At 65.2% G+C, this 24,872-nt stretch carries 23 protein-coding genes and 1 pseudogene; 11 read left to right on the forward strand and 13 right to left on the reverse strand.

Translation table 11 applies throughout. The features are described 5' to 3' along the window. Nucleotides 1–4 precede the first annotated feature (4 nt). Both AB0P23_RS20865 and pdhA read right to left on the reverse strand, forming a co-directional pair. On the reverse strand, nucleotides 5–1,009 hold the full coding sequence (locus tag AB0P23_RS20865) for an alpha-ketoacid dehydrogenase subunit beta (protein ID WP_032371090.1): 1,005 nt from the start codon (nucleotides 1,007–1,009) through the stop codon (nucleotides 5–7). Beyond that, nucleotides 1,006–2,088, reverse strand: a complete 1,083-nt coding sequence (pdhA, locus tag AB0P23_RS20870) for a pyruvate dehydrogenase (acetyl-transferring) E1 component subunit alpha (protein WP_027496235.1) — start codon at nucleotides 2,086–2,088, stop codon at nucleotides 1,006–1,008. Before pdhA ends, AB0P23_RS20865 begins: the two co-directional genes overlap by 4 nt. Before the next feature lie 134 nt (nucleotides 2,089–2,222). Between pdhA and AB0P23_RS20875 the strand changes: the two genes are divergently transcribed. After that, a complete protein-coding gene (locus AB0P23_RS20875; protein WP_027496234.1) occupies nucleotides 2,223–2,702 on the forward strand; it encodes an Lrp/AsnC family transcriptional regulator in 480 nt (159 codons plus the stop codon). Between the two features lie 283 nt (nucleotides 2,703–2,985). Then, on the forward strand, nucleotides 2,986–4,014 hold the full coding sequence (locus AB0P23_RS20880) for a Glu/Leu/Phe/Val dehydrogenase dimerization domain-containing protein (RefSeq protein WP_363799206.1): 1,029 nt from the start codon (nucleotides 2,986–2,988) through the stop codon (nucleotides 4,012–4,014). 111 nt (nucleotides 4,015–4,125) lie between these two features. On the opposite strand, the gene AB0P23_RS20885 is transcribed toward AB0P23_RS20880, so the two are convergent. After that, nucleotides 4,126–5,577, reverse strand: a complete 1,452-nt coding sequence (locus AB0P23_RS20885) for an NAD-dependent succinate-semialdehyde dehydrogenase (RefSeq protein WP_032366251.1) — start codon at nucleotides 5,575–5,577, stop codon at nucleotides 4,126–4,128. A gap of 1 nt (nucleotide 5,578) precedes the next feature. Further along, nucleotides 5,579–6,943: a 4-aminobutyrate--2-oxoglutarate transaminase gene (gene gabT, locus AB0P23_RS20890; protein WP_287452443.1), complete on the reverse strand. Its 1,365-nt coding sequence runs from the start codon at nucleotides 6,941–6,943 to the stop codon at nucleotides 5,579–5,581. A 129-nt stretch (nucleotides 6,944–7,072) separates the two neighbouring features. Between gabT and AB0P23_RS20895 the strand changes: the two genes are divergently transcribed. The 3 genes and pseudogenes from AB0P23_RS20895 (at nucleotide 7,073) to AB0P23_RS20905 (ending at nucleotide 9,300) form a co-directional block, all read left to right on the forward strand. Beyond that, nucleotides 7,073–8,569 carry a PucR family transcriptional regulator gene (locus AB0P23_RS20895; RefSeq protein WP_283348336.1) on the forward strand — a complete coding sequence of 499 codons (1,497 nt, stop codon included), beginning with the start codon at nucleotides 7,073–7,075 and terminating at the stop codon, nucleotides 8,567–8,569. Between the two features lie 28 nt (nucleotides 8,570–8,597). Then, nucleotides 8,598–9,053, forward strand: a pseudogene (locus AB0P23_RS20900) (YoaK family protein); the annotation flags it as partial. A gap of 43 nt (nucleotides 9,054–9,096) precedes the next feature. Then, entirely contained in the window at nucleotides 9,097–9,300 is a 204-nt protein-coding gene (locus AB0P23_RS20905; RefSeq protein ID WP_363799211.1) for a hypothetical protein, read from the forward strand. Here the strand turns inward: AB0P23_RS20905 and AB0P23_RS20910 are convergent. Genes AB0P23_RS20910 through AB0P23_RS20920 form a run of 3 tightly spaced genes read right to left on the reverse strand, consistent with a single transcriptional unit; the run spans nucleotide 9,297 to nucleotide 12,453 of the window. Next, nucleotides 9,297–10,982 (reverse strand): NAD(P)/FAD-dependent oxidoreductase, encoded by a 1,686-nt coding sequence (locus AB0P23_RS20910; RefSeq protein ID WP_283348335.1) that lies wholly within the window; start codon nucleotides 10,980–10,982, stop codon nucleotides 9,297–9,299. The genes AB0P23_RS20905 and AB0P23_RS20910 overlap by 4 nt on opposite strands. Further along, on the reverse strand, nucleotides 10,979–11,824 hold the full coding sequence (locus AB0P23_RS20915) for a carbon-nitrogen hydrolase family protein (protein WP_363799175.1): 846 nt from the start codon (nucleotides 11,822–11,824) through the stop codon (nucleotides 10,979–10,981). Before AB0P23_RS20915 ends, AB0P23_RS20910 begins: the two co-directional genes overlap by 4 nt. After that, nucleotides 11,821–12,453 (reverse strand): XRE family transcriptional regulator, encoded by a 633-nt coding sequence (locus tag AB0P23_RS20920; protein ID WP_032399677.1) that lies wholly within the window; start codon nucleotides 12,451–12,453, stop codon nucleotides 11,821–11,823. The genes AB0P23_RS20915 and AB0P23_RS20920 overlap by 4 nt, the downstream gene beginning before the upstream one ends. A 115-nt stretch (nucleotides 12,454–12,568) precedes the next feature. Between AB0P23_RS20920 and speB the strand changes: the two genes are divergently transcribed. After that, entirely contained in the window at nucleotides 12,569–13,528 is a 960-nt protein-coding gene (gene speB / locus AB0P23_RS20925; RefSeq protein WP_032399678.1) for an agmatinase, read from the forward strand. A gap of 6 nt (nucleotides 13,529–13,534) precedes the next feature. Here speB and AB0P23_RS20930 read toward each other — a convergent pair whose 3' ends face one another. Continuing rightward, on the reverse strand, nucleotides 13,535–14,434 hold the full coding sequence (locus AB0P23_RS20930; RefSeq protein ID WP_032399679.1) for a universal stress protein: 900 nt from the start codon (nucleotides 14,432–14,434) through the stop codon (nucleotides 13,535–13,537). Continuing rightward, nucleotides 14,431–15,870: an amino acid permease gene (locus tag AB0P23_RS20935; RefSeq protein WP_032375651.1), complete on the reverse strand. Its 1,440-nt coding sequence runs from the start codon at nucleotides 15,868–15,870 to the stop codon at nucleotides 14,431–14,433. The genes AB0P23_RS20930 and AB0P23_RS20935 overlap by 4 nt, the downstream gene beginning before the upstream one ends. A gap of 215 nt (nucleotides 15,871–16,085) precedes the next feature. On the opposite strand from AB0P23_RS20935, the gene AB0P23_RS20940 reads away from it, so the two are divergent. The 3 genes from AB0P23_RS20940 to AB0P23_RS20950 all read left to right on the forward strand — a co-directional run bounded on the left by AB0P23_RS20940 (nucleotide 16,086) and on the right by AB0P23_RS20950 (nucleotide 19,305). Continuing rightward, nucleotides 16,086–17,300, forward strand: a complete 1,215-nt coding sequence (locus AB0P23_RS20940) for a helix-turn-helix domain-containing protein (protein WP_032375624.1) — start codon at nucleotides 16,086–16,088, stop codon at nucleotides 17,298–17,300. Between the two features lie 312 nt (nucleotides 17,301–17,612). Then, entirely contained in the window at nucleotides 17,613–18,677 is a 1,065-nt protein-coding gene (locus tag AB0P23_RS20945; protein ID WP_032371100.1) for a TerC family protein, read from the forward strand. A 79-nt stretch (nucleotides 18,678–18,756) separates the two neighbouring features. Then, nucleotides 18,757–19,305 carry a DNA starvation/stationary phase protection protein gene (locus AB0P23_RS20950; RefSeq protein ID WP_027496222.1) on the forward strand — a complete coding sequence of 183 codons (549 nt, stop codon included), beginning with the start codon at nucleotides 18,757–18,759 and terminating at the stop codon, nucleotides 19,303–19,305. A gap of 74 nt (nucleotides 19,306–19,379) precedes the next feature. Here AB0P23_RS20950 and AB0P23_RS20955 read toward each other — a convergent pair whose 3' ends face one another. Then, complete coding sequence (locus tag AB0P23_RS20955) at nucleotides 19,380–19,841, reverse strand: hypothetical protein (protein ID WP_027496221.1); 462 nt, start codon at nucleotides 19,839–19,841, stop codon at nucleotides 19,380–19,382. 118 nt (nucleotides 19,842–19,959) lie between these two features. Between AB0P23_RS20955 and AB0P23_RS20960 the strand changes: the two genes are divergently transcribed. Further along, entirely contained in the window at nucleotides 19,960–20,157 is a 198-nt protein-coding gene (locus tag AB0P23_RS20960; protein WP_027496220.1) for a CsbD family protein, read from the forward strand. 62 nt (nucleotides 20,158–20,219) lie between these two features. On the opposite strand, the gene AB0P23_RS20965 is transcribed toward AB0P23_RS20960, so the two are convergent. Together AB0P23_RS20965 and AB0P23_RS20970 are read right to left on the reverse strand one after the other, a co-directional pair. After that, nucleotides 20,220–20,954, reverse strand: a complete 735-nt coding sequence (locus AB0P23_RS20965; protein WP_230074240.1) for an EAL domain-containing protein — start codon at nucleotides 20,952–20,954, stop codon at nucleotides 20,220–20,222. Continuing rightward, a complete protein-coding gene (locus AB0P23_RS20970) occupies nucleotides 20,951–22,207 on the reverse strand; it encodes a PucR family transcriptional regulator (RefSeq protein WP_032366259.1) in 1,257 nt (418 codons plus the stop codon). The genes AB0P23_RS20965 and AB0P23_RS20970 overlap by 4 nt, the downstream gene beginning before the upstream one ends. A 353-nt stretch (nucleotides 22,208–22,560) precedes the next feature. On the opposite strand from AB0P23_RS20970, the gene AB0P23_RS20975 reads away from it, so the two are divergent. After that, nucleotides 22,561–23,754 (forward strand): alpha/beta fold hydrolase, encoded by a 1,194-nt coding sequence (locus AB0P23_RS20975; protein WP_027496218.1) that lies wholly within the window; start codon nucleotides 22,561–22,563, stop codon nucleotides 23,752–23,754. Between the two features lie 69 nt (nucleotides 23,755–23,823). Here the strand turns inward: AB0P23_RS20975 and AB0P23_RS20980 are convergent, their stop codons facing one another. Then, the gene (locus tag AB0P23_RS20980) at nucleotides 23,824–24,846 is read right to left on the reverse strand and encodes an LLM class flavin-dependent oxidoreductase (protein WP_032399681.1); all 1,023 of its coding nucleotides are present in this window, start codon (nucleotides 24,844–24,846) and stop codon (nucleotides 23,824–23,826) included. Between the last annotated feature and the right edge of the window lie 26 nt (nucleotides 24,847–24,872).

Raw genomic sequence — 24,872 nt, forward strand, 5'->3', positions numbered from 1 at the left:
CAGCTCAGTGGGAACGGCAGCGGTCCACTGCGTCGAGGATCCGGTCGACGTCGGGAAGATAGAACTTCTCGAGCTTCGACGCCGGGTACGGCGTTCCGAATCCGCCAACCCGCAGCACCGGCGCTTCGAGGTTGTAGAAGCACCGCTCGGAGATGCGAGCGGCTATCTCCGAGCCGAGGCCCATGAAGACCGGTGCCTCGTGTGTGACGACGAGCCGCCCGGTCTTGCGCACCGACGCTTCGACGGTCTCGAAGTCGATCGGCGACAGCGACCGCAGATCGATGACCTCGATCGAGATACCCTCGTGTGCAGCAACTTCGGCTGCCTTACGGGCAGTGGACACCAACGGTCCGTAGGCCACCAGTGTGATGTCGGTGCCCTCGGTGACCACCCGCGCCCGATGCAGCGGGAAGGCGGTGTCGAGATCGTCGACACCGAGGTCGATCGGACTCTTCTCCCAGTATCGACGTTTGGGTTCGAAGAACAGCACGGGATCGTCGCTGGCAATGGCCTGCTGGATCATCGAGTAGCCGTCGGCGGCGTTGCTGCAGGTCACCACGCGCAGTCCGGCGGTCTGGGCGAAGTAGCCCTCCGGCGATTCCGAATGATGTTCCACTGCACCGATTCCGCCGCCGTAGGGCACCCGGATGGTCATCGGGATCTTGACATTTCCGCTCGTGCGATAGTGCAGCTTGGCCACCTGCGACACGATCTGATCGAACGCCGGGTAGATGAAGCCGTCGAACTGGATCTCGCACACGGGACGGAATCCGCGCATCGCCAGGCCCACAGCGGTACCGATGATGCCCGATTCGGCCAGCGGCATGTCCAGTACTCGGCCGGGCCCGAAGTCCTTCTGCAGGCCGTCGGTGATGCGGAAGACGCCACCGAGCTTGCCGATGTCCTCGCCCATCAGCAACACCTTGGGGTCGTTTTCCATAGCGCGACGCAGGCCGGCATTGATGGCTTTGCCGAGCGGCAGGCTGGTGGGCCGTTCCAGGGTGGTCATGACGTGACTCCTTCGAATCCAGCTTGGTAGGAGGCGAATTGGGCCCGCTCGTCGTCGAGCAGAGAGTGTGGGTCTGCGTAGACGTTGTCGAACACCGTCATCGCCGCGGGTTCGACGGTCTCGAGGCATCCACGTCGCAGATCGGCGGCGACGTCGTCCGCCGTCCGCTGGACCGATGCCACGAACTCGTCGTCGAACACGCCGATTCGTCTGAGCAGCTTCTCGATTCGGTCGATCGGATCCTTGGCACGCCACTCGTCGTCCATGGCCCCGGATCGATACCTCGTCGGGTCGTCGGACGTGGTGTGCGGCCCCATGCGGTAGGTGACGGCTTCGATGAGCGTCGGGCCGCTGCCCTCACGGGCGCGGGCCAGCGCTGCTCTGGTCACGGCCAGCACCGCGAGGACGTCGTTTCCGTCGACCCGTACCGATGGGATGCCGAATCCCTCACCGCGTGCCGCGATCGTGGACTTGGTCTGCACGGTGACCGGTTCGGAGATCGCCCACTGGTTGTTCTGGCAGAAGAACACCACCGGTGCATGGAAACTGGCCGCGAACCCGAGAGCCTCCGAGATATCGCCCTGGCTGGTCGCTCCGTCTCCGAAGTAGGTGATGGCCGCGCCGTCGGCACCCTCGAGCTGCATGCCGATCGCGTATCCGGTCGCGTGCAGACCCTGCGAACCGACGATGATCGCCGGCGTCGTCATTCGATATTCGTACGGGTCCCATCCCGACAGGGTCGATCCCCGCCAGAAACGGAGCATCCGAGTGGGATCGACTCCGCGGCAGTAAGCCACCCCGTGCTCGCGGTAGCTGGCGAACACGAAGTCCTCGGAGTCGAGTGCGCGGGCCGAGCCGACCTGCGCCGCTTCCTGTCCGAGCAACGGAGCCCACAGCCCCAACTCGCCTTGCCGCTGCAGCGCGGTGGCCTCGGCGTCGATGCGTCGGACGACCACGAGATCGCGATAGATCTCCTTCATGGCAGCCGTGTCGATGTCCGCGACCAGAGGTGAATACGTCTCGTTGCGGACCACCGTTCCGGATTCCTTGATCAGCTGTATCAGCGAGGTGGTGTTCATGTCCGTGGCACTCTCCGTCGTGATGTGATGTCCTTCACAAGGACACCACCGACACCCAGCGTGCACAAGTGATGACTTCAGAATTACGCAGTGTGCACAATATCGGGTAACGACCGAGCTACAGGAAGTGCGCAATGACCGATCTCGACAAGACCGACGCCCGACTCCTCCTCGCCCTCTGCGCCAAGCCTCGAGCCACCGGCGTCGAACTCGCCACCACGTTGGGCCTGTCCCGCAACACCGTCCAGGCACGCCTCGGGCGGTGGGACGACAAGGGGTCTCTCACCCCCATCGATCACCGTATTCCGCCGAAGTCGCTGGGACGTCCGTTGCAGGCCTTCGTGACCGCTCAGGTCAATCAGCACACGTTGGCAGCGGTCACCGAACACCTCCGCACGATCCCCGAAGTACTCGAGGTGTTCGGCCTGTCCGGTGCCGCGGACATGCACATCCGCATTGCGGCGGTCGACGCCGACGACCTGTACCGCATAGCCGGCCTGATCCTCGACATTCCTGGCGTCGAGCGGACGAACATGTCGATTGCCATGTCCGAGCTGATTCAGTACCGAACCAAGCCGTTGCTCGAACAGCTCGCCGACGACGGCCGCCGCTGAGCACCCCGACCATCCCCGCCGGGCCGATACCGACCGCATCACGCAATCTGCACGGTCCGAGCGATGCCGGTTGACCGGTCTGCGTCGTGCACGACACCCTGTGACGGACAAGACATCCGGGTAGCCGCTGCATCTGCTCCCATCCTCTGACCGAAAGAGACCGACTGTGTCCGTCGTTGCCGACCACTCTGCCGTCACACCCACTCGACATCGCTCTTCTGTTGCCCAGACCGCGAATTCGGCTTCGGCACCGGCCGCACCCGGTGTCTTCGACCGGCCCGACATGCCAGCCGACTCCGCGCACGAGCGCGTGGTGTTCTGCCACGATCGAGACACCGGTCTGCGCGCGATCGTCGCGATTCACTCGACCGTGCTGGGACCGGCACTCGGCGGAACTCGCTTCTACCCCTACGCAAGCGAGCAGGACGCCGTGACCGACGTATTGAGACTCTCCCGCGGGATGACCTACAAGGCGGCTGTCGCAGGGGTCGATCTGGGCGGCGGGAAGGCAGTCATCATCGGCGACCCGACCGTCATCAAGACCCCGACATTGCTCGAGGCCTACGGCCGGTTCGTCGAATCGCTCGGCGGCACGTACGTCACGGCAGGCGACGTCGGCACCAACATCGACGACCTCGATATCGTCGCCGAAGAAACGGCCTACGTCGTCGGTAAGAACACCACCGCGGGCGGCACCGGCGACAGCGGTCCACAGACGGCCCTGGGGGTCTATCTCTCCCTGCTGGCAGCAGCCGAATCGACCTGGGGCTCCGACGATCTGACCGGCAGACGAGTAGGTGTCGAAGGCGCAGGCAAGGTGGGTTACAACCTGGTGGCGCTCCTGCGCGGAGCGGGTGCCGACGTGCTCGTGAGCGACTCCTACGAACCCGCCCTCGAACGGATCGCCCAGGACTTCCCCGGCGTCACGATCGGAACCGACATCATCGGAGCCGACATCGATGTGTACGCCCCGTGCGCCATGGGAGCAACGCTCGACGCGTCCTCGGTGGACCGGCTGTCGGCGTCCATCGTGTGCGGTGCCGCGAACAATCAACTGCTCACGCCCGACGTCGAATCGCTGCTGGCCGCCCGAGGCATCGTCTGGGTACCGGACTACGTGGCCAACGCCGGCGGCTTGATTCAGGTGGAAGGTGAACTGCGCGGACGAAATTCGGCCGAGGTGATGGCAACGATCGGACAGATCCGTACTACCGTCGCCGGCATATTCGCCATGGCACGCAGTGAAGGGATCCTGCTCGGAGCAGCCGCGGACCGGCTGGCCGAGAGGCGAATTGCGGCCGCCCGAGGTTAGGGACCGCACGCTCGGTGCGCTCCACCCGGCAGCGCATGTACCGCGCTGGCCTCAGGAGTGGAGCGCACCGCTGCGATCTACTGCACCGCTGCGATCTACTGCGGCGCCCGTCTACTGCAGCGCAATGTACTTGGTCTCGAGGTATTCCTCGATCCCTTCCGAGCCGCCCTCTCGTCCGAAGCCCGACTCCTTCACACCGCCGAAGGGGGCCGCGGCGTCGGAGATGGCACCCCGGTTGACCCCCACCATGCCGGTGTCGAGAGCAGCCGAGACCCGCAGAGCCCGATCGAGGCTCTCGGTGTAGAAATAGGCCACCAATCCGTATCGGGTGTCGTTGGCCGCGGCGACGGCCTCGTCCTCGGTCTCGAATCCGACGATGGCGGCAACCGGCCCGAAGATCTCGTCGCGCAACAGGTTTGCGTCGGCCGGGATGCGGTCGAGCACAGTGGGTGTGAAGAAGAACCCGGGACCGTCGGGTGCCGATCCGCCGGTGCGGATGCGGGCGCCCTTGGCAACGGCATCGTCGACGAGTGCCGACACCGTCCGTCGCTGCTTGTCGTTGATGAGTGGTCCGATGTCGGTACCGTCGCGATCACCGGGGCCGACCGTCAGTGCTGCGATTCTCGCGGTCAGCTTCTCGGTGAATTCCTCGCGAACGGGCTCGGCCACGTACAGACGGTTTGCTGCAGTGCACGCCTCGCCGCCGTTGCGCATCTTCGCCAGCATCGCTCCGTCGACGGCGGCATCGATGTTCGCGTCCTCGAAGACGATGAACGGCGCATTGCCACCGAGCTCCATCGATGTCCGGAGCAGTCGGTCGGCTGCATTGCGCACCAGCAGCTTTCCCACTCCGGTCGATCCGGTGAAGGTGACCTTCCTCAGTCTGGGGTCGTCCATCAGCGGACCGGTGACGGATGCAGCGTCCGAGGCCGGGAGCACCGACAGCACACCGCTGGGCAATCCGGCGTCGGCGAACACCTGGCCGAGCAGGAGCATCGTCAGTGGGGTGTCCTCGGCCGGCTTGACGATGACGGTGCAACCCGCTGCGAGCGCGGGACCGATCTTGCGAGTTCCCATGGCCAGCGGGAAATTCCACGGAGTGATCGCGAGTACCGGGCCGACCGGCATCTTGGTGACCAGGATGCGGCCGTTACCGGCGGGTGCAGGGGTGTACCGGCCGCCGATTCGGACCGCTTCCTCGCTGAACCAGCGCAGGAATTCACCGCCGTAGTTGACTTCACCGCGACTCTCCGCCAACGACTTTCCCATTTCCAGGGTCATCAGCAGAGCGAAATCGGCTGCACGTTCCTGCAACAGGACGAAGGCGCGCCGCAGAATTTCGGCTCGCTCCCGTGCAGGCGTTGCCGCCCACTCCGGTTGCGCCGCGGCAGCGAGATCGAGGGCCGCGATGCCGTCGGCTGCGCCTGCGTCGGCGACGGTGGTCAGTTCCTCACCGGTGGCGGGATTCAGGACGGCGAATCGCGCGCCCGACTGCGCGGGGGTCTGCTTTCCACCGAGCCACAGGTCGGTGGGCAGCGAGGACAACAGCTGCTCGACGGCCATGTCAGAGTCCCTTCGAAGCGTCGCGCAGTGCGTTCTCGAGGACCGTGAGTGCGTCGTCGAGCAACTCGTCGGAGATCACCAGCGGCGGAAGCAGGCGGATGACGTTGCCGTAGGTTCCGCACGTCAACACGATCACGCCTGCCGCGAGTGCCGCAGCGGCAACGGCTTTGGTGGCCTCGGGGTTCGGCTCACGTCCACCCGGTACGACGAGCTCGACGGCAAGCATGGCCCCACGGCCTCGAACCTCACCCATGATCCCCACCTCCGGCATCAACGCCGTGAGCCGATCGACGACGATGCGTTCGATGTCGCGAGCGCGGGCGTTGAGGTCGAGGGTCTCCATCTGTTCGATCGATGCCAGCGCAGCGGCGCATGCGACGGGATTGCCTCCGTAGGTGCCGCCGAGCCCACCGGGATGCACGGCGTCGATCAGATCGGCCCGGCCCGTCACCGCGGCCAGTGGCATACCGCCCGCGATGCCCTTGGCCATGGTGATCAGGTCCGGCACGATCCCCTCGTGCTCGCTGGCGAACCAGGCACCGGTGCGGGTGAATCCGGACTGCACCTCGTCGGCGATGAACACGACATCGTGCTTGCGCGCCCACTCGGTCAGCGCAGGCAGGAAGCCGTCCGCCGGCACGACGAAGCCGCCCTCACCCTGGATCGGCTCGATCAGGATGGCCGCGAGATTATCTGCGCCGACCTGCTTTTCGATCATGGAGATCGCACGGGCGGCGGCCTGTGCACCGGTGACGGCCGATCCGTCGGCACCGAGTCCTTCACGGAACGGGTACGACATCGGAACTCGATAGACCTCGGGAGCGAACGGCCCGAATCCACTCTTGTACGGCATCGACTTCGAGGTCAGAGCCATAGTCAGGTTCGTGCGGCCGTGATACGCGTGGTCGAACACGACCACGGCCGAGCGGCCGGTGGCGTGCCGGGCGATCTTGACTGCGTTCTCGACGGCCTCGGCACCACTGTTGAACAGGACGGTGCGCTTGTCGTGATCTCCCGGGGTGAGTTCGGCCAACTTCTCGGCGACCGCGATGTATCCCTCGTAGGGCGCGATCATGAAGCAGGTGTGCGTGAAGTGAGCGACCTGATCCTGCACGGCGGCAACGACAGCCGGATTCGACGCACCGACGGTCGTCACGGCGATACCGGCACCGAGGTCGATCAACGAATTGCCGTCGACGTCGACCACGACGCCGCCGTCTGCGTCGGACACGTACACCGGCAGCGTCGATGCGACGCCTGCACCGACGACGGCCTTGCGGCGCTCGGCCAGAGCCGACGATTTCGGGCCGGGGAACGCGGTGACGATCCTGCGCTCCTGCGGAAGTCGGTATTCGATCGAAGCCATGGTCGCACCTTTCGGGTTGGTCTCTGTGCAGCAAGTATGCGACCGCGAGGGTCGACCGGAGACTGCCGATACGTACATTCGGGTGCAGAAGCACACGCCATTTCGTCAGGCACGATTACAGTGCGACAGGTGAGTGTGCAGATTTCCTGGTTGCTGAGACAACGCGACCTCCGGCTGAGTCATCGCAGCGGGCCCGAACGCAGCGGTGCCGCCATCACCTTCGCCCAGGCGACCGAGCTCACCGATCCGAGTCCGTGGTTGTCCGGCGGCGAGCTGATCCTCACGACAGGTCTCGGCTTCGACTCCGGCGGCCCCGCACTCGCGCAGTACGTCCGCACCCTCCGAACGGCAGGGGTTGCCTGCCTCGGATTCGGAACCGGTCTCTCGCACAGCGTGATTCCACGAGAACTTCTCGACGCGGCAGACGAGGTCGGGCTGCCCGTCGTCGAGGTTCCCTACGACACTCCCTTCGCCGCGGTCATTCGGGCGGTCACCACACGCATCGCCGAGCAGGAGTACGAGGAAGTCCTGCGGGCGGCGTCGGTACAGAGCCGCATCACCCGCGCCGCACTGCACGGCGGCGTCGACGCGATCGTGCGCGAATTGGCGGTCGCCACGTCCACCTCCGTCGCGCTCATCGGACATCGCACCGAGTCGTTTCATCCGGTCGACGCGGCGGATCTGATCGCGCAGGCCCGCGAGATCGCCGCCAGTATCCGTCCGTCGTCGTCACCCGCGACGGTGTCGGTGAGCGAGCCCGGCCGCACCGTGAGCCTGCACTCGGTACCGATCACCGCCAGTGCGCCGAGCTTTCTCGCGATTCGCACGAAGGGGCCCGTGACGGGAGTCGAGCAGATATTGCTCGGGCATGCGGTGTCGCTGATAACCCTCGAACTGGAAAAGCCTGCGCGGCTGCGCGCCGAGCAGACGGCCCTCAACTCGCGCGCGCTCGGACTTCTCCTCGACGGGCATCTCCTGTCCCCCGGTGACACGCAGGTACCGAGCTATCTCGCCGATGCGGCCGACGACGACTCACGCATCACCGTGGTGGTTCTCCGCGGCGCGACGGGGCGGACGGGTTCCATCGCCGATGCCGTCGATGCTCAGTTCCGCGCCCACGCACGGCCGACGTTCGTCAGGTCCACCGACGACGGCGCCGAGATGCTGCTACCCGGCGGCGACGCGACTTTCGTTGCGCAGCTGATGAATTCTCTTCCCCGTTCGGTGTGTGCGGGGGTCGGCACCGACATGCACATCACCGAGGCCCCCACCGCGCTGAGACAAGCGCGGCTCGCGTGCGCGGCGGCCGGTCCCGGTGATCGGGTCGTCCATTTCACCGGGTCGATGCTGCTGGCGTCGGAACCGGTTCGGGAGTCGTTGCGTGCCATGGCTGCCGTCACCATCGCCGTACTGGCCGAGTACGACCGCACTCACACCGCGGATCTGGTGGGTTCGCTTCGGGCATTCCTGGAAGCCAACGGGCACTGGGAAACCGCCGCTGCCCACCTGTCGGTGCATCGTCACACCTTGCGTAACCGCATCACACGATGCGAGGAATTGCTGGGGGTGGATCTCACGTCGGCGCGGGTGCGAGCGGAATTGTTGCTCTCCCTACTCGCGGCATGAGAGCGCCCCTCTGTGTCAGGATTTCGCCATGACCACCCCTCGTCCTGAACCCCAGATCTCCGTCGCCACCGCGAAGTCGGTTCGGCTCGGAGTGCTGCTGGCGGCAGTCGGCGGATTTCTGGATGCGTACACCTACGTCACTCGCGGCGGTGTGTTCGCCGGTGCCCAGACCGGCAACGTGGTGCTGCTCGGCGTGGACGTGGCGGGCGGGCGTTGGGTGGAGGCGCTGGTGTTCCTGCCGCCGTTGACGGCGTTCGTTCTGGGTGTCATGACGGCGGAGTTCATCGCGTTGCCTGCGATCGAGAGAATCGTGCGCAGGCCGGTGCGGGCCGTGCTCTGCTACGAGATCCTGGTTCTGGTGATCGTCGGGTTTCTGCCGGCAACGGTTCCCGATGCGGTGGTGTCGGTCATCCTCGCGCATGTCGCGGGCGTGCAGGTGACGACCTTTCGGGTGTTGGTGGATTCGCCGTTCAACACGACGATGACGACCGGCAACCTCCGCACCATGGCCATGGCGGCGTTTCATCGTGTGGTCGAGCACGATCGGGATTCGGGCTCGGCGGTTCGGCACAGTCATCGCCGGATTTCTCGGCGGCGCTGTACTCGGCGCGGTGTCGGTGGAGCTGTTCGCGCTGCGCGCGATCTGGGTGGTGGCCGTCATGCTGATCGTTGCGCTGGCACTGTTCGTGTTCGACGAGCGCCCACCTCGATCGGCTGCAGCGAAGCGTTAGTCGCCCAGTCGAAGCGGCGCGATGGTGTCGAAGACGTCCCCCGGGCCCGGGTTGTCCGGTGCCGAGGTGCCACCCAGGTGATGTACGACGCCCCACACCGCGTTCAGTGCTGTGTGAATCGCGCCCTCCGCCCAACCGGCGGTCCACGAGATGTCGTCGCCGGCAAGGAAGATGCCACGGTGTCGGGGTTCGAGTTCGTCCTGCACGAAGTGGGTGAACAGTCTTTCCTGATAGCGGTAGTGCCCCGGCAGGTTGGCCTTGAACGCACCCATGAAGTCGCGCTCGGTCTCCCATGACAGCGTCACCGGAGTCGAGATGATGTGGCTGCGGAAGTCGACGCCCGGGTAGATCTCCTCGAGGGATCGCAGCATGATGTTCATGCGTTCGGTGGGATCGAGAGCCAGCAGTTTGAGCGAGTCGTCGGACCAGGTGTAGGACAGGCAGATCAGCCCCGGCTTTCCTTCGCCCTGATCGAGAAGGTATGTGCCGCGGCTCATCCGGTCGGTCAGCGTCATGCTGACCAGATCACGCCCGGTCACCGGGTCCTTGTCTTTCCAGAACGGCCGATCGACGAGTGCGAAGACCTTCGTCGACCCCATGTAGTGGGTACGTTCGATGGCGGTCCAGTGGTCGATCGGGAACAGATCGTCGTCGCACCTGATGTTGCTGAGCAACATCCAACTCTGCGCGGTCACGACCGCGGCCGCGTACGTACGGATGTTTCCTCGGTCGTCGTGGATCGTGGTGCCGCCCCCGGTGCGCCTGATCTCGGTGACGCGCGGCATCGTGGTGCCGCCGTTCACCGAGGACACCGACGTACCCGCGGGCCAGTGCGCCAGGTCCGTGGGTGTGTCGGTCCACAACCGCATCGGCAGCTGCTGTGACCCGCCGACTATGCCGCGGTGGTGATCGTCGGCTGCGGTGATGACGACACGAAGGATCTCGAGAATGGAGTTGGGATAGTCGGTGTCCCAACCTCCTGTTCCGAAACCGACCTGGCCGAACAACTCTCGCATGCGAAACGACGAGAAATGCTCGGACGCAGCGAGAAATCCGTAGAAGGTCTGATCGTCGAATTTCACGATCAGTTCGTTCCAGATGCGCTTGATCTCGGCCGCGTCCCGCCGGCGGATGGCACGCTGTAGCGGAATCAGTTCGGCGTGCTCCTCGAGCGTTCTGTTCCATGCCTCGGCGACCTCGGCGAAGATCGGCGGGAGATCCTCGAGCTTGCGGGCGTAGTGGCTGGTGCCCTTCAGATCGATCACCGTACTGGGGGTCGCCTCGGCCAACGGGTTCGGAAACGGTGTCGTCTCGAGCCCGACGGAGTCGAGGTAGTGGAACAACGCGGTCGAGGACGGCGGAAACCGCATCGCGCCCATCTCGGCGACTACACCCGGATGCCCCTCGAACGGCACCGATCGCATGCGGCCGCCGATTCGATCCGATTCGTAGACAACCGGTTCCAGGCCGAGCCGAAGCAACTCACGGGCCACGACCATTCCTGCGAGTCCGCCGCCGACCACCGCGACTCGGGTACCGAGTGCGGCGTCGGGAACGCTACCCAGGCCGGCCGGGTGGGCGAGGTAATCGTCGTAGGCGAACGGAAAGTCCGGCCCGAACATGGTGAGCGGTTGTTCGTCCTCGGGCTCGATCGCGCTGTCCGGGGTGACGGGTGTGGTCATCTGTCGTTCTCCTGCTCGGCTCGTACCGGGCCTGCGAACCCTGCGGGACGAGGAGCCGTCCGATACAGATCCGGACGTCGGTCGGAAAGGTGGGTGTTGATCGCTCGGGACCTGTCGAGGTCGGCGGGGTCCAAGTGCACCGTCAACAGTTGCTCGTGCACACCGGCTCTGGCGATGTCGGTGCCATCGGGAGAAACGGCGCACGTCAGGCCGCAATAGGTCAGAGTCGACTCGGTGCCGCAGCGGTTGACGTAGGTGACGAACACCTGACTCTCGTAGGCCCGCGTGGGAACCACGTGGGTTGCGATGATCTCGAACGGCGACATCAGACCGGTCGGGACGATCAACCATTGCGTACCCGCGTCGGCGTGCGCGCGGACGGTCTCCGGAAATTCGACGTCGTAACAGGTGAGCAGACCGCAGCGCAGATCTCCGAAGTCGAACTGCACCACCAACTCCTGGCCTGGGGTGAAGTGGGCACGATCGAGCTCACCGAACAGGTGCGTCTTGCGGTAACGCGCCAGTGACGTACCGGTCGCGTCGACGACCTGAACGGCGTTGTACACCGACTCGCCGCTGCGTTCGGGATATCCGTACACGATCGCGACGCCGTGAGCGCGGGCCATCTGTGCGACCCTCCCGAAGATCGGTCCGTCGAACGGTTCGGCACGATCGACGACGAGTTCACCGATGTCGTAACCGCTGACCGACATCTCCGGAGTGACCAGGATCGATGCACCTGCCGCCGCGGCTGCCGCGGCCGCGGCGTCGAGTGCTTCGAGGTTCGACTCGACATCGCCGGAATCCTCCGGCCCCTGATAGAGCGAGATAGTGTTCGTCACCGATGCAACCCCGGCTTTCCGATCGGCAATTCTTCGGGCAGTGCCGGTGCCAGTACCCACAACACTCGCGCCCCACCGCTGCTGTCGCTGCGGAAACTGTGCCGACGGCGCGGCGAGAACGTGAAGGCGTCCCCCGCCCCGAGAGAGATGCCGTCCCCGCCGAAGTCCGCGCCGGGATCGGCTTCGAAGATCACCCGTAGCTCGCCGTCGATCACGTACACGAAGCTCACGTCGAGCGGCAGCGTGTACGCCTCGGACCCACTTCCGCCGCCGTGTTCGATATGCCCCAACAACACCTGCACGCGACGCTCCCCTACCGGCGTCAGCAGATACTCGGTCATCTGTTCTCCACCGAACATGATGCGCGGCAACGACTGTGCGCGTACCACTTCGCCGACGGGTGCGTCGTCGAACAGCGAGCCGACCGGTACGTCGAGCGCGGCGCAGACTCTAACCAGGGATGCGACCGATGCGTTCACCTGATCGCGCTCGAGCTTGGACAGATACCCCTTGGTGACCCCGCAGGTGTAGGCGAGCGCGTCGAGCGTGAGCCGCTTCTTCAGGCGCGCCTCCTTCAGGCGCGCACCGATCCGTGGCGCATCGACGTCGACCTGCGCGGCTGAAGACACCCTTTTCGCCTTTCAGGAAACTTGTGTTGACAAGACCGAGCATCAGAGTAACGCTTGCCGAGCGACATGGTCGACCTTTCGACGGCCGGGCGCTCGACTGCGGAGGGACATCTCGATGAATGCGAACAACCCGGAACACACCCCGGTCGGCCCGCTCGACGCCACCAAGGTCCCCCGTTACGCCGAACCGACGACATTCGCGCGACTCCCCCGGCTCGACGAGGTGTCGCGGGCAGACGTGACGATTCTCGGCGTGCCGTTCGATTCGGGGGTGAGCTACCGGCCGGGTGCGCGCTTCGGACCCGGCCACATTCGTGCGGCGTCGAAACTGTTGCGGCCGTACAACCCTGCCCTGCAGGTCTCGCCGTTCGCACGCCAACAGGTAGCCGACTTCGGCGACATCGGGGTCAATCCGTTCGACATCACCGAAGCGCTGCAGACCGTGCACGATGCCGTGACGGACCTACGTGCCGACGGCTCTTCGGTGCTGACTCTCGGCGGCGACCACACCATCGCGCTCCCGATCCTGCGTTCGCTCGCGCGTGATCACGGGCCGATTGCGGTGTTGCACTTCGACGCCCACCTCGATACCTGGGATACGTATTTCGGTGCGCCGTACACACACGGGACGCCGTTCCGACGAGCCAGCGAGGAAGGGCTCATCGACCTCGAACGCTCCCAGCACATCGGTATCCGCGGCCCTCTCTACAGTGAGCAGGACCTCGAGGACGACCGGGTGCTCGGCTTCCAGGTGATTCGTTCCGACGACTACGAGGTCGACGGCGTGGCCAGCATCGTCGAGCGGATGCGTCGTCGCCTCGACGGTGGCCCGGTCTACGTCTCGGTCGACATCGACGTTCTCGATCCCGCGCACGCTCCGGGCACCGGCACACCCGAGGCCGGCGGGATGACCTCGCGCGAGTTGCTCAACACGCTGCGCGGTCTCGTCGGGCTCAACGTGGTCGGTGCCGACATCGTGGAAGTCGCGCCCGCCTACGACCACGCCGAGATCACCGGCATCGCAGCGGCGCACGTGGCCTACGAACTGTTGTCCGTACTGGCAATGAACCGCTAGCGATTCTCACCGCCGTGGCAACACCAGGATCGGCACCGGCGAGTGGCGGATGATCTTCGTTGCCCGTGAACCGAGGAACACCCGAGCGATCGGACCCAACGGCCCGGACGATCCGATGGTCAGCACTTCGCCGTCCTGCCAGTGCAGTTCGTCGAGTGCTTCTCGCCAACTGCCCGCGGTGGCCAACTCGGTGTCGACGCGGTCGGCCGGTAACCCCACCGCGACGGCGTCGTCCACCGCAGCGGTCAGCGCCTCGCTCAGTCCTCGGGCGAGCTCCGCTGCTACGTCGTCCTCGGCTCGCAGCCCGATCTCGGGCGGATACATCGTTGCCCCGCGAACGACGAACGAGGCCAAGCGAAGTGGCACACCGGTGTCGCGGGCCAACTCCGCTGTGGGCCCGACGACGCGGGTGGCCTCGCTGTCGCCCGAGAACGCGCAGGTGATCCGCGTCAGGACGGCCCGATCTCGAATGCGGTAGCCGCGCGGGGCCAACGCGACGGTGACCGGCGAGGAATGGAGCAACTTGTCCGCGGTGGAACCGACGACGACGTGCCCGAGAGCACCGTCCCCCGAGGAACCCAGAACCAGGATCGACGCCCCGGTGGTCTCCGCGGCCTCGGTCAATGCGGTGGATACCGAGCGGTGCGACATCCGGTGGAACGACGCGGCGACATCGGGTGCGCGTTCCTCGAGGTAGTGGCGGGCCTTCGCCTCCGACTCGGTGGCCGTCGACGCGGCCCAGTCGGCGAACTCGGCGTCGACCCGGGCCATCGACGGCGTCGACCACGGCTTGGGAACCACGGTTGCCACGTCGATGTTCGTGGTCAGGGATCGGGCCAGTTGCGCACCGAGATCGAGGGCACCGACACTTCCCTTGCCGGGCGCGAAGGCGATCAGCACGCTCATTCCGCGTCCTTTCCGACCGATCGAAGCGCCGAATGATGCCGACCCCACAGGAAGTAGAACGCGAGAACCACGGCGAGCCAGAGCCCGAACCAGAACCACGTGGTCCAGCGCAAGCCGGACAGGATGTAGATGCACGCGGCGATGGACAGGATCGGTGTCACCGGGTAGCCCGGTACCTTGAACGGACGCTCGAGGTCGGGCATCGTCCGGCGCAGGACGATCACGCCGATGGCCACGACGATGAACGCGACGAGCGTTCCGATCGACACCAGATCGGCCAACTTGTCCAGCGGAACGAACGCGGCGAGTACAGAGATGATGACCGCGACGACGATGGTGTTGTTGACGGGGGTGTGAGTCCGGGGACTGACCTTCGCGAACGCCTTGGGCAGCATCCCGTCTCGGCCCATGGCGAACAGAATGCGCGTCTGCCCGTACATCGTCACCAGAGTCACCGAGAAGATCGAGATCACCGCGCCCGCCGCCAGAATCGTGGCCGGCCATGCCCGTCCGGTCACATTTCGGAGAATCTCGGCCAACCCGGCTTCTTCCTGCCCGGCGAATGCTGTCCACGGCTGAGTTCCCAACGCCGCGACCGCAACAACGAGGTAGAAGACGATCACCACGACGAGTGCGGCAATGATGGCTCGCGGCATGGTTTTCTGTGGATTCTTCACCTCGTCCCCGGCTGTCGAGACGGCGTCGAGACCGATGAACGAGAAGAAAATGGTGCCGGCCGCCGCGGTGACACCTGCCGCTCCGAGCGGCATGAAGTCCGAGAAGTTGCCGGAATCGAAGGCGGTGAATCCGACGACGGCGAACAGCGCGAGCACGCCCAGCTTGATGACGACCATGACTGCGTTCACCGCTGCGGACTCGCTCGCACCGCGAATGAGCAACACGGCGCACAGAACGATCAGCACGACGGCGGGCAGATTCAGGATTCCCGGATCGGCGTCACCCGGTGCCGCGGACAACGCGTGCGGGATGGTGAAGCCGAAGAGATTGCCGAGAAGTTCGTTGAGGTATCCGCTCCAGCCGACCGCCACCGCGGCACTCGACACCCCGTACTCCAGCAGCAGGCAGGCCGCAACACCCATCGCGACCACCTCCCCCATCGTCACGTATGCGTAGGAGTACGTCGATCCCGACACCGGCACCGCCGAGGCCATTTCGGCGTAACAGATAGCGGCGAGCCCGGCGGCAATTCCTGCGGCCAGGAACGACAAGACCACGGCTGGACCGGCTTCGGGAACAGCGAGCGAGAGCACGAAGAAGATGCCGGTACCGATGGTCGCTCCCACTCCGAACATCGTCAGTTGGAACGTCCCGATGGTGCGTTCCAGACCACCGGGCTGCTGGTCCGGTTCTGCGATCGGTTTCTTGCGGAACAACTGCGAGCGCAGACCCGATGCGGGTCCGTTCGACGATGTCATGGTCGAGACTCCCAACGTGAAGACGAACGGTGCGGACCGAACCGTGCCGCGGGCGGTACAGCAGCCGACGCGAGGCGATTTCGGTGATTCTGCTCCCCGAGCCACCCGGTCGCACACCGAACACGCCGCGCGGTCCACGAGCTCGTCGTCGAGCCGGTGTCGGTGTGAGCGCCGCCTACCATTGACCTCGACTCGGATGGGAGACCCTCGAACACATGGCCACACAGCCGGACGCGACACCGCTCGACGCGGTGGCCGCGCAAGCGGCCTCGGACGCAGGCGGCCTGGACGTCGCGTTCCTGGGGAACTTTCTCGACGTCGTGACCGATGCGGTGGACGCAGGTGTTCCGCTCACCCGCAAGCAACTTCGGGAGTGCCGCGTACACGGCGACGAAGCAGCCCGAGCGGGTGTGGCTCTGCGCGCGTTGCTCGACCTCTACCTGTCGGCGGCGTGGCGATTGTGGCGCGAGTTGCCCGCCGTGCAGGCCGCCGCAGCAGACCCGGCCGGGGTCGTCACCGCGGGCGAGGTCATGCTTCGAGCCGTCGACGACGCCGCGGCCGAACTCGCCGAAGGCTTTCAGCTCGCCCGGCGGACCCTGGTTCGCGTGGAGGTATTGGCACGCCGCGAGTTCGTGGACGATCTGCTCTCCGGAACGGCCGATGTCGCCGGTGTCCTGGGACGTGCGCAGACGTTCGGGCTGGATCTGTCGAGTCCGCACGCAGTCGCCGTGGTCACGTCCACGACTCCGTTCACCGACGCGACGTCGGCCATCGGGCTGGTCGAACGCAGCGTGCAGGGCAGCAAAGGGGACGCCGATCTCCTCGTCGCCACCAAGCAGGGTCGGCTGATCGTGGTGTTTCCGGCACCCGATCGCGAGGCCGTCGATCACGTACTCACCCACACGGGACGAGTCCTCGGCGGATCGGCATCCGGCCCGAGCGATACCGTCGACCTGCGCCGTCGCGGCGAATACGGACGGATACAGCTCGGGGTCGGTCGCCCACGCAGCGGCGCAGTCGGCGTGGCCGCGTCGTACCGAGACGCCCTGGACGCGCTCGACCTCGCGTCGTCGCTGGGGCTCGACACACCCGTCGTCGACGCCCGTGATCTGCTCGTCTATCGCGTTCTGATCAGTGATCGCGCCGCGATCGCCGATCTGGTCGAGACGTTGCTGACCCCGTTGACGAGCGCTCGGGGCGGAGCAGGCCCACTGCTGGAAACATTGCAGGTGTACTTCGAGACCGGCGCGAACTCGGCGTCCACCGCACGCCGGATGCATCTGTCAGTGCGCGCGGTCACGTACAGATTGTCGCGAATAAGAGATTTGACCGGGCAAGATGTGGGCAATCCCGTCGAGGCATTTGCGCTGCACACGGCAGTACTCGGCGCGATGTTGCTCGACTGGCCGCGATCCGGCCTGCACTCCTGAATCGCACCTGAGGCCGAGATTGCCGGATGTCGGCAAGAAAGTCTGCTGAAACATGTCCGCAAAACAACCCTGCCTGCAGTAAAGCAAACAGTCAGACTGGAGTAGTTGCGGTCGAACCGCCCCACATACCGATCGAACGAGAACGTAAGGAGCAGGACAGATGTCGTCGTTGACACAAAAGTTGACCGCGTTCGCTCGCAGCCCTCAGGGCAAACAGATGATCGACCGAGCGCGCCGATATGCAACCAAGCCAGAGAATCAGGCGAAGTTGAAGCAATTGGGCACGAAGTTCACCGGTAAGGGTGGACGTTCATGAACGTCGTCCCATGGTGGGCGTGGGCCGCATTCGGTGCCGTCGTCCTGATCCTGCTGGCCATCGACCTGCTGGCGCACCGCGGCGCGCACATCATCGGCTTCAAGGAGGCCGCGTGGTGGAGCGCACTGTGGGTAGGCGTCGCCATCATCTTCGGCATCGTGGTGTTCTTCACGCTGGGAACAACGGCCGGAGTCGAGTACACGACGGCATGGTTGCTGGAGAAGAGTCTGTCGGTCGACAACCTCTTCGTCTTCGCGCTGATCTTCGGCTACTTCAAGGTCCCCCGTGAGTACCAGCACCGCGTGTTGTTCTTCGGTGTCATCGGCGCCCTGGTCTTCCGTGCCATCTTCCTGGCCGCCGGTGTGGCCATCGTCAGCAAGTTCGCCGCGGTTCTGTTCGTCTTCGCCGCCATCCTGCTCTACAGCGCGTACAAGCTGATGAAGGACGAGGACGACTCGTACGACCCCGGCACCTCCATTGCAGTGCGCTTGCTCAAGAAGATCGTCCCCGTTCAGGACGAGTACTCCGGTACCAAGTTCTTCGTCAAGGAAGCAGGCAAGCGGGTGGCCACGCCACTGCTCGCCGTCGTGGTGGCGATCGAGGCCGCCGACCTGGTCTTCGCGGTCGACAGTGTTCCTGCCGTTCTGGCAGTGACCGACGACCCGTTCATCGTGTATTCCTCGAACGCGTTCGCGATCCTGGGCCTGCGTGCCCTGTACTTCCTGCTCGCAGGGTTGCTCGAGAAGTTCCACTACCTGTCCAAGGGACTGGCGATCATCCTCGCCTTCATCGGCGTCAAGCTGATCCTGCAGGCCGGGCACAAGGTGATCAGCACGTCGATCCCCGAGATCCCGTCCTTCGTCAGCCTGGTGGTCATCGTCGTGGTCCTGGCAGGCTCGATCATCCTGAGCCTGAAGAATCCCCCGGAGGAAGACAGCGCCGACGCGGTCGACAGGGCCGCAGCCGACAGTCCGATCGTCGATCCGACGGACGGAACCTCCACCGCCGGCACCTCGTCGACGGGTACGTCGGGTACCGATTCGCCTCGACTCGACAAGTAGTTCCGCACGACACATGCCCCGCCGGAATCGATCCGGCGGGGCATGTTTGTACTTCGCCGTGATGGGGCAAACCGTCGTCATGGCTGACAAGAACTCGTACACCGTTCCCGGACTCTCGTCGGACGTGGGCGCGCGCGTCGCAGCGATCCTGCAGGATCGCCTGAACGCCTACAACGACCTCCATCTCACGCTCAAGCACATTCACTGGAATGTGGTCGGACCGAACTTCATCTCTGTCCACGAAATGCTCGATCCTCAGGTCGAGGCCGTGCGCGGCTTCGCCGACGAGGTCGCCGAGCGCATCGCGACCCTCGGCTCCTCTGCGAAGGGAACGCCGGGCACCATCGTCAAGGAACGTTCCTGGGACGATTACTCGATCGGCCGGGCGACGGCGATCGAGCACCTCGGCGCTCTCGATCTGGTGTACACCGGGGTCATCGAGACCACCCGTAAGAACATCGAAGAGGTCGGCGAGATCGATCCGATCACCGAGGACATGCTCATCGGCCAGAGCGCCCAGCTCGAACTGTTCCACTGGTTCGTCCGCGCGCACCTGGAGAACTCCGGTGGTCAGCTCTCCACCGCAAGCGCGACCAGCGAAGTCGACGCTGCGAAGCAAGCCGGCTGACAAACATTTCTACCCGAAGCACCGGTCTCGCCGATCACGGCGAGGCCGGTGCTTTTCGTTGTGACAGAGACAGATCACTCCGTCGGACGCGCCTCGTGGCCGCTGCGACCGTGCGTTCGTCGCTGTTCTTTCATCTCGGCCTCGAAGACGTGCCGACGTCCGTCGAGCAGCTCGTTCCGGACCGCCCGCTCGTGATCACGAAGTACCGTCCAATACCCGTCGTCGAACTCTTCGACGAGCTGGAACGTCCACCGCCCCTGAGCGATGTTGCGGCCGATCATGTCGGTTTCGAGTCGCTGTGCCAACGCGTCGTGCCCGGCGTCCGACAACGCGTCGGAGGCCTCCCCGAGCAGCAGATCCGCGTGTCCCATCAGCTGATGGAACGAGTACAGGTGGCCGCGAGCGCGCTCGACGTATTCGAGTGCCTCGGACAGTTTGCCCGTGGCTGCCACGGTATCGTCGTCCACTCCGTCGGGGCGGCGGTGCTCCGGTGCCGGCGTCTCATGCGAATGTGGGTCGTTCGTCTGTGCAGTCATGAACGGCACGTACCCGCATCCCGTGCCGGCAACACGGCCGGGAGTCCGATGATTACCGACCGCGATCTCGGGTATAGCTCCCATGCACGAGCAGCACAATCTATTTCGAGGAGTTCACATGGCTGATTTCATCGACAAGGCAAAGCACAAGGCAGAAGAGCTCGTGGGCGAAGCCAAGGAAAAGATCGGCCACAAGACCGACAACGACGACCTTGCTGCCGAAGGCGCAAAGGACCAGGCGTCGGGCAAGACCAAGCAGGTCGGCGACGACGTCTCGGACGCAGCCGGCAACATCAAGGACAAGTTCACGAACTGATCCATCGATGCAGCAGAACCCCGCACCCAGCCTTCACGGCTCGGGTGCGGGGTTCTTCTCTGTCACAGGCCTTCTGTCGGATTCGGCAGCGGCAGTGGCCGCCCGAACATCCATCCCTGCCCCAAGCTGGCTCCGAGTGCTCTCGCGCGCCGCAGATGTCGACGCGTCTCGATGCCTTCCGCCAGCACGATCGCATTGCTCGACCGAACGTAGGCGCGAACCTGTCGCATCGCCGGTCGGGACCGCAGCGGAGCTCGCACGATCGACGCGTCGAGCTTGACGATGTCCGGTGCCACCAGCGCCAGTAGATCCAGGGTTGCCGGTGTCGCTCCGACGTCGTCCATGGCCACCCCCATCCCGCGTGCGCGCGCGCCGCGGACGAGGGCCATCAGCAACGGAACGTTCCGATCCAGATCACGCTCGGTGATCTCGAGGACCACGTCGAGATCGTCGCCGATGGCGTCGAGGTGCATGTCGACGTCCTGCTCGTCACGGAAGCAACCCGGTTCGATGTTGAGGAAGAACCGCACCCTGCGGGAGTAGGCACGTTCCCTCGCCGCGCGCAGAGCTGCCGCGCGGCAGGCCACATCCACTCGGCCGACGAGTCCCCGTTCACGGGCCAGAGCAAAGACGTCCTCGGGAAGTGCGCTGCTCGGCGACGGCCACCGAGCGAGGGCCTCGTAGCCGACGACATGTCCGGTCGACAGTTCGACGACCGGCTGAAACAGCGCCGCCACCGAATCCACCGACTCGAGCGCCGCGGACGCTGCCAGCACCGCGCCGTCCGAGACAGTCACAGTGATCGCTCGTCCACCGGGGTTCGGCGTGCCTCGAGGCGATCGGCGATCAGTGCTGCGTGCAGTCGCCGCAACCCCGACGGTTTCATCGGATCGAGACCGGTGAGTTGATCCACCCGCTTGAGGCGGTAGTCGACGGTGTTGGGATGCACCGTCAGCCACGTGGCTGTCTTCTTCCTGTTGGAATCGGAGTCCACGAAGGCTTGCAGCGTCGGGAGTAGGTCGACCGAGTCACGGAGTGGATCGATCAGAGTCACGAGGTGCTTTCGACCGAGTCCGGGCCGGCTCACCTGGTACTCGAACACCAGATCCGAGATGCGGTAGGTGCCCGGCGTGTAGTGCAACCTGCGGACCAGGCTCAAGAGCTCGTACAGGTGCGGCGCAGTCACCGAGATGTCGTCGATCGCTGCCGACCCGGTCGTCGCCGTCACTGCGACCTGGCCGGCGTCGGCAAGCCGCTCGACCAGTTCGTCGACGTCGGCACCTGGAACGTCGGGCAGCAGTACCGTTCCGCCCGTCGCACTGATGGATGCGATGGGGGCGATGTCTCCGTTGTGCGCTGCCAGGGCCGCGTGAATTCTCCGCAGCTTCCGTGCGGCCATCATCGCCGCATCGCCGCGCCTACCCCCTTCGTCGGCATGCGCCGGAAAGTGCAGGGCCACGACGTGATACTCCTCGGCGAGCAGCGCACCCATTCGATCGGCGATCCTGCGGGCAGTGCCGTCGCCGGTCAGCAGAGCGTCGAGCAATTCGACGTCGTGCCGTGGACCGTTCTGCGCCAACGTGCGAAACTCGGTGAGATAAGCGTCGGACACCGCCTCGGTGACCACGTTCAGAAGCTCCATGATCAGGATCGTCCGGTCATCACCCGCCGCGCCTGCCTCCCGGTTCACCGCTGACTCGGCAGCCCGTAGACCCAGCGCGCAGCCCTCGTTGATCGCGTGCTGAATTCGGCCGAGTGGCACTCCGTCGCGGGCCCACCGCGTTGCGGCGTCCCGGAAGGTGTCCATGGCCCCCGCGACCGGTAGTCGACCGGAATCGAGGACCCCTGCAGCCAGTTCGCTGCAGGTGGTCGCCATGTCGTCGAGTTCGCCCCGTGCACAGTCGCGCGGCGGCGGTACGTCCTCCGGATCGACGAAATACCGGTTCAGCATTCGCGCGGCAGTCTCCCGGGGCGTCCGCAAGCGGTCCGATGCACGTCGACCACCTGCGTACTCCTCCTGCGCCGTGTCCACACTGTCTGTTGCAGTCACCGAACCCCACCCCTCGTACTCGAAACCCGCGTCAGGTCATGTCCTTCAGGCGGCCGATGTCTGCCCACAACGCCCCTGCCTCGGCATCGAACCGTCCTTCCCCGGCCGAACCGTCGGCCGGGGTGAAGACACTCGAACCATAGTGCACAAATAAAACCTGGGGATTGTTTTGGACCGTGAACCCGGCAACAAATCCGCATTAGCGTCCGGTTCGTTGTCATTTGTGACGCCCCATCACGAATGAACGGTCACGTGCGGGCGGTTTCCAAACGTGATGCGGCGCACGTTCCGGGCCGAAATCCGGGCCTACAGTTCCGACTTGTCCACTTGACCCTCGTCGAAAGTCAGGCTCCATGACCACTTCTCGGTCCACCTTCCGTGCAACGAGGAAGGCCACGACAGTCCGCGCTGCGATGATTGCTGCAATGGCATGCTCCGTTGCCCTCGGTTCCGGTTTCGCAGCACAGGCTCAGCCGGCACCCGTCCCGGTACCGGCACCGCCCGCAACCGTGCAGGGCAACACCGTTGTTCCGCCGGGGCCGACCGGCGCATACCCGAAGGCCTCGGATCAGGGCATCACGGCACCGAGCATCGATTCGGCTGCCCCCGCCACCGCGACGTACGACCCACGGACCGAGACCACCGGATACGGGCCCGATCAGAAGAACTTCCTGGCCGGATTCCTCTACAGCATCGTCAACCCCAACGTCGCACCCCAAGGTGCCAACGATTGGAACTGCAAGCCCACCGCCGCGCACCCCCGCCCGGTCGTCCTCCTGCATGGCACCTGGGAGAACGCGTACAACAACTTCGCGCGCATGTCGCCCGCCCTGAAGAAGGAGGGCTACTGCATCTTCGCGCTCAACTACGGAGACGGGGACTCCAGTGTCGTCGGCAATCTCCCGTCGCTTCGCGGTACCGCATCGGTCGCGTCCAACGCGAAGGAGATCGCCACCTACGTCGACGCTGTGCGGACGGCCACGGGCTCTGCGCAGGTCGACATCGTCGGCCACTCCCAGGGTGGGCTCGTCACCCGTCAGTACCTCCGTTTCGAGGGCGGTGCCAATCCGACCGACCCGACCAAGAACAAAGTGAACACGGTCGTCAGCGTCGCCGGATCGAATCACGGCACCACCCTCGTCGGCATCGGAACTCTGGGGCGCACCATCAACAACCTGGGACTCAACGTCCTGGGAGTCGTCGGTGCCATCGCCGGGCCGGCAGCTTCGGACCAGGTGATCGACTCGCCACTCGTCAAGGGACTGGCCGTCGGCGGTGACACCGACCCCGGCATCAAGTACACCGTGATCGGCACCAAGTACGACGAGGTCGTCACCCCGTACAAGACGACGTTCCTCACCGCAGGCCCCGGTGCCACCGTCAACAATGTCACCCTGCAGGACGGCTGCGGCATCGACCTGTCGGACCACCTGTCGATCTCCGTCTCACCGCGCGCGATCGGCATCGTCAAGAACGCACTGGATCCGAAGGGCTTCCCCGCGAAGTCGATCCCGTGTGCCTACAACTCGCCCATCACGGGCCAGTAGGACACCGGTACCTCTGTTCCACCAGGGCGATCGGCCGATCGGGCCGATCGCCCTCGGCGGAAGTCCGGGTCAGTTCTGTGCTGGGGTCCACCCCAGCGCCGGGCCGAGCTTCTGCGCCGTGTCGGTCAGGATCTGCACGTAGTCCTCGTGGTCGAAGCTGAACGGCAGCGCGAACGCCACCTCGTCGACCTCGCGAAAAGATCGATTGGCGTACAACTGCTCCGCGATCTCGTCCGAGGTACCCACGAGGTCCGGTGCGAACATCATCCGAGCCGGCCCCTGCGGTGCTCCGGTCCGTGCAGTACGCGCGTGAACGTAGTCCTCGTACTTGCGCTTCTGCGCGGCGGAAGCACTGTCGGTGGGGATGACCACCAGCCCCTGGGAGACCCGCGCGTCGGCCCCGGCCGGGTGAGCCTCGCGGAACCGCGCGATGTGCGCGCGCTGGATCGCATCGAAATCCGTCGAGTCCTCGGCGCGCACCACACTGCTCACCAGAAGATTCATCGCGTTCTCCCCTGCCCACTGGGCAGACCGGAGACTGGCCCCGCCGTACCACATTCGGTCCCGTAGACCACGCGAATACGGTTGTACTCGTTCGGAATACGCTTCGATTCCCTCGGTCCCCGACCACGTGGACGCAGGTTCACCGGCTACGAACCGAAGCAGCCGCGAGACTCGGTCGTAGCCGAAGTCCTCGTCCTCGGCGGTGTCGGGATACAACGAGTGTGCGACGCGATCGAAGTGCATCGGTTGTCCCACACTGATTCCCGCGTTGACGCGCCCACCGGACAGCACATCCACCGTGGCCAGGTCCTCGGCGAGACGCAACGGGTTCTCCCAACCCAACGGCGTCACCGCAGTACCGAGCATGATGCGGTCGGTACGTTGCGACGCGGCGGCCATGACCGCGATGGGAGACGAGATACCGAACTGCAGGTGACGATGACGAAGCCACGCACTGTCGAATCCCAGCCGCTCCCCGAGTTCGATGATGCGCAGCGTCGATTCGTGGCCGACCCCGGGTGCGTTCTCGTCGAAGAGCCCGATGGTCAGAAATCCGAGCGAACGCAGGGGCCTGGATGGTTCGGGCACGTCTGGACCTCGTTTCGTGAAAGTCC

Source organism: Rhodococcus sp. NPDC077669, from assembly GCF_040686915.1.
In the GTDB taxonomy this organism is placed as follows: Bacteria; Actinomycetota; Actinomycetes; order Mycobacteriales; family Mycobacteriaceae; genus Rhodococcoides; species Rhodococcoides fascians.